The 4,268-nt window shown below is 73.3% G+C and carries 4 protein-coding genes; all 4 read right to left on the bottom strand.

All coding sequences use genetic code 11. The features are described 5' to 3' along the window. Positions 1–168 precede the first annotated feature (168 nt). Positions 169–1,074 carry a 23S rRNA (guanosine(2251)-2'-O)-methyltransferase RlmB gene (rlmB, locus tag J1C73_RS32825; RefSeq protein ID WP_207319551.1) on the bottom strand — a complete coding sequence of 302 codons (906 nt, stop codon included), beginning with the start codon at positions 1,072–1,074 and terminating at the stop codon, positions 169–171. Between the two features lie 87 nt (positions 1,075–1,161). Further along, on the bottom strand, positions 1,162–2,565 hold the full coding sequence (cysS, locus tag J1C73_RS32820) for a cysteine--tRNA ligase (protein ID WP_207319550.1): 1,404 nt from the start codon (positions 2,563–2,565) through the stop codon (positions 1,162–1,164). A gap of 119 nt (positions 2,566–2,684) precedes the next feature. Then, on the bottom strand, positions 2,685–3,989 hold the full coding sequence (locus J1C73_RS32815) for an MFS transporter (RefSeq protein WP_207319549.1): 1,305 nt from the start codon (positions 3,987–3,989) through the stop codon (positions 2,685–2,687). After that, the coding region (locus tag J1C73_RS32810) for an ABC transporter permease subunit (RefSeq protein ID WP_372446777.1) at positions 3,986–4,268 on the bottom strand (283 nt) is incomplete at its 5' end. The genes J1C73_RS32810 and J1C73_RS32815, both read right to left, overlap by 4 nt.

Genomic DNA, 4,268 nt, shown 5'->3' with positions numbered 1-4,268 from the left:
CGGTCGGATGCGCCCCCGGACAGGGCCGTCCGGGGCCGGCGGGCGCCGGGGGTTTCCTCCGTCGGCCGCCGCCCGTGCGGGTGGTGCTACCGGGCGGCTCGGAGGCTGCCGGGTGGCTCTGCCGGGCGGGCGCGCACGCTTCCCGGTCCGAGGTCACCCGACGGCCTCTCAGGCGCGGCGGCGGGCGACCTCGTACATCACGATGCCGGCCGCGACACCGGCGTTCAGGGACTCGGCGCCACCGGGCATCGAGATGCGGACCCGGTAGTCGCAGGTCTCGCCGACGAGGCGGCCGAGGCCCTTGCCCTCGCTGCCGATGACGATGACGACGGGGCCGCCGACGGTGATGCCTTCCTTCTTGTACGCCTCCAGCGCGCGGGTCAGGTTGGTGACCCGGGAGACCGGGGTGCGGGCGGCGGTTCCGGCGGAGGACTTCCAGGCTCCGGCGGTCATTCCGGCGGCACGGCGCTCGGGCACGACCACGCCGTGGCCGCCGAACGCGGAGACGGAGCGGACGATGGCGCCGAGGTTGCGCGGGTCGGTGACGCCGTCGAGGGCGACGATCAGCGGGTCCTCGCCGTTGTCGTACGCGGCGGCGGTGAGGTCCTGCGGGTCCGCGTACTCGTACGGCGGGACCTGGAGGACGAGGCCCTGGTGGTTCAGGCCGTTCGTCATCCGGTCCAGCTCGGGGCGCGGGGCCTCCATCAGGTTGATGTTGCCGCGCTCGCCGGCGAGCTGGAGGGCCTCGCGGACGCGCTCGTCGTTGTCGATGTACTGCTGGACGTACAGGGTGGTGGCGGGGACGCCGTCGCGCAGCGCCTCGAAGACCGGGTTGCGGCCGACGACCATCTCGGAGGTGCCCTTGGCGCCGCCGCGCCGGGGCGCGGGGCGGCGGTTGGCGGCCTGCTTGGCCTTGGCGGTCGCGATGCGGTTCTTCTTGTGCTTCTTGCGGGCCTCGGCGGGCGGCGTCGGTCCCCTGCCTTCGAGAGCACGGCGTCGGTTACCGCCGCTGCCGACCTGCATGCCCTTCTTGTTGGACGTGCGGCGGTTCTTGCGCTGGCTGTTCCCGGCCATGACCTACCTGTTTCGTTGCTTCAGACGTGCGTACGTGTACGTAAGTGAAAGTGTGCCGTCCGGCGGGCCGGGCGGCACTTGGGAGGACTACTGGCGCGGGCCGAGTGTCCACCGTGGTCCGGTCGGGCTGTCCTCGATGACGAGCCCGGACTGGTTGAGCTGGTCGCGGATGGCGTCGGCCGCGGTCCAGTCCTTGCGCTCGCGTGCGGACTGGCGCTGGTCGAGGACGAGCCGTACGAGGGTGTCGACGACGCCGTGGAGGTCGTCGCCGCGGTCGCTCTCACCGGCCCAGTGGTCGTCGAGCGGGTCGAGGCCGAGTACACCGAGCATCGCACGGACCTCGGCGAGGCGGGCGACGGCGGCTTCCTTGTCGTCGGCGGCGAGGGCGGAGTTGCCCTGGCGGACGGTGGTGTGGACGATCGCCAGGGCCTGCGGTACGCCCAGGTCGTCGTCCATCGCCTCGGCGAAGGCGGGCGGCACCTCGGTGGCCGGGGCGACGGTCTCGCCGGCCTTCTCGGTGACGCGCTGGACGAAGCCCTCGATCCGGGCGAACGCGGACTCGGCCTCGCGCAGGGCCTCCTCGCTGTACTCGATCATGGACCGGTAGTGCGGGGTGCCGAGGTAGTAGCGCAGCACGATGGGGCGCCAGGCCTTGACCATCTCGCTGACGAGTACGGAGTTGCCGAGCGACTTCGACATCTTCTCGCCGGCCATGGTGACCCAGCCGTTGTGCACCCAGTAGTTCGCGAACGCGTCGCCGTAGGCCTTGGCCTGGGCGATCTCGTTCTCGTGGTGCGGGAAGATCAGGTCGATGCCGCCGCCGTGGATGTCGAAGGCGGTACCGAGATACTTGTGCACCATGGCGGAGCACTCCAGGTGCCAGCCGGGGCGGCCGCGGCCCCAGGGGGTCTCCCAGCTGGGCTCGCCGGGCTTGGACGCCTTCCACATGGCGAAGTCGCGCTGGTCGCGCTTGCCGGTCTCGCCCTCGCCGGAGGGCTGGCGCAGATCGTCCAGCTCCTGGTTGGAGAGGGACAGGTAGCCGGGGAACGAGCGCACGTCGAAGTAGACGTTGCCCTCGGAGGCGTAGGCGTGGCCGCGCTCGATGAGGCCCCGCATCATCTCGATCATCTCGGTGATGTGGCCGGTGGCGCGCGGCTCGTACGTGGGCGGGAGGCAGCCCAGCGCGTCGTAGCCGGCGTTGAACGCGCGCTCGTTCTCGTAACCGATGGCCCACCACGGGCGGCCCTGCTCGGCCGACTTCGTGATGATCTTGTCGTCGATGTCTGTGACGTTCCGGACGAACGTCACGTCGTAGCCGCGGTGCTCGAACCAGCGGCGCATGATGTCGAAGTTCAGTCCGGACCTGATGTGCCCGATGTGCGGGGCGGCCTGGACAGTGGCGCCACAGAGGTAGATCGAGACACAGCCCGCTGTGAGCGGGACGAAGTCACGGATCTGCCGGGCGCTGGTGTCGTACAGGCGAATAGTCACGCCTCAAGGGTAGTGGGCGCGCACCAGTGCCCCGCGACCCCTTGGGGGATTGCGATGACAGTTGTTACGGCCCGGGTTCGCCCGGCCGGGGCGCCTCGGGTCCCGCGGAAGTACGGCCGTCATGGCGTCCGTCCTCCCGAGGGGGTCCGCGGTGCCGCTGCCTCCGCGTCCTGTCCGGCCACCGGTCGCCCGGACCGCTTTCCGTCCGCGCCCGCCGGAAGGGTCAGCGCGAGGGCGGCGCCCGCGAGCGGGACGGCGGCGAGCACCGCCCACCGGAGGGGTGCGGGGGCGCCGAGCAGCGCCCCGGTGGCGGCGCTGCCCGCGAGTACGGCCACGCCGGAGACCGATGACAGTGCTCCGGTGGCGAGTCCGAGGTGCCGGTCGGCGACGAGATCCGGTACGAGGCCGCGGGCGGCCGGCACCAGCAGCATCTGCCCGAGGGTGAGGAGGACGACGAGCGTGGCCGCGGGCAGCAGTCCGGCGGGCCCGCCGGGGGCCAGGGGCACGGCGGCGAATCCGGCGGCGACGGTGGTGAGCCCGGCGACGAGAGCGGTCCGCGGTGCGAGGCGGTGGGCGGCCCAGCGGGTCACCGGCAGCTGGGCGCAGACGACCAGCAGCGAGGAGAGCGCGAACAGCGGGCCGAGGGCGGCCTGCGAACCGGTGGCGCGCCGCACCTCGGCCGGGAGCGAGAGGTAGAGCTGGTTGTACGCGACGAGGTAGCTGCTGTAGGTGAGGCAGAGCAGCAGGAACGGCCGGTTGCCGAAGACCTCGCGGGCGGAGCCCCGGGAGCGTTGCGTACGGGCCGCGGGGGCGCGGTGCGGCATCAGCCGGGCGTGTCCGGCGAGGACCGCGACGAAGACGAGGACCCCGGCGAGGGCGGCGGCCCGGAACCCGCCGCCCAGGAGCAGCAGGGCCGAGCCGAGGAGGGGGCCGAGGAACGCCCCGGCCTGTCCGGCGGCGGAGAACCGTGCGAGCACCTGGGCGCGCGGGGTGCCGGTCTCCCTCTCGTGGCGGACGGCCTCGCGGGCGGTTTCGGACTCGACGGCGGGTGAGAAGAGCGCGGCGGCGAGTCCGGTCAGCAGGACGGCGCCGATGACGGTCGCGGTGGATCCGGCGAAGGCGAGCCAGCCGAAGCCGGCGATGCGCAGGACGCATCCGGCGAGGACGACGGGGCGCGGCCCGTACCGGTCGGTGAGTGCGCCGCCGATGACGAAGAGGCCCTGCTGGCTGAAGGTGCGCAGGCCGAGGACGAGGCCGACGAGCCAGCCGGCCATGCCGAGGCCGGTGCCGAGGTGGGTGGCGAGGTAGGGCAGGACGGCGTAGAAGCCGATGTTGAACGCGAACTGGGTGGTGGTCAGGAGGCGGAGGTAGCGGTCCGGGGCCGGGCCCGGGGTGGCCGGCCGCGGGGTCGGGGCGACGCTCACGCGGCGCCCTTGCTGCCGCGTGCGCCCCGGTGTCCCGCGCCCCGCACGGCCGCGGCCGTGCGGACGGCCGTCGCGCCGAGGACGGCGAGGGCGGCGGCGGGGGCGAGTACGGCCCAGGGGGCGCGCTCCGCGTAGGGGAGGTTCTCGGAGAGCATCCTGCCCCATTCGGGTGACGGGGGCGCGGTGCCGAGGCCGAGGAAACCGAGGGAGGCGAGGGCCAGCGCGATGGCGGGGACGCGCAGGACGGCGTGGCGGACGACGGGGGGCAGTACGCCGGGC

This window comes from Streptomyces laculatispora (genome assembly GCF_017353455.1).
Taxonomy (GTDB): domain Bacteria; phylum Actinomycetota; class Actinomycetes; order Streptomycetales; family Streptomycetaceae; genus Streptomyces; species Streptomyces laculatispora.
The sequence above is the reverse complement of the archived record's forward strand: the minus strand, read 5'-3'. Positions and strand labels throughout refer to the sequence as shown.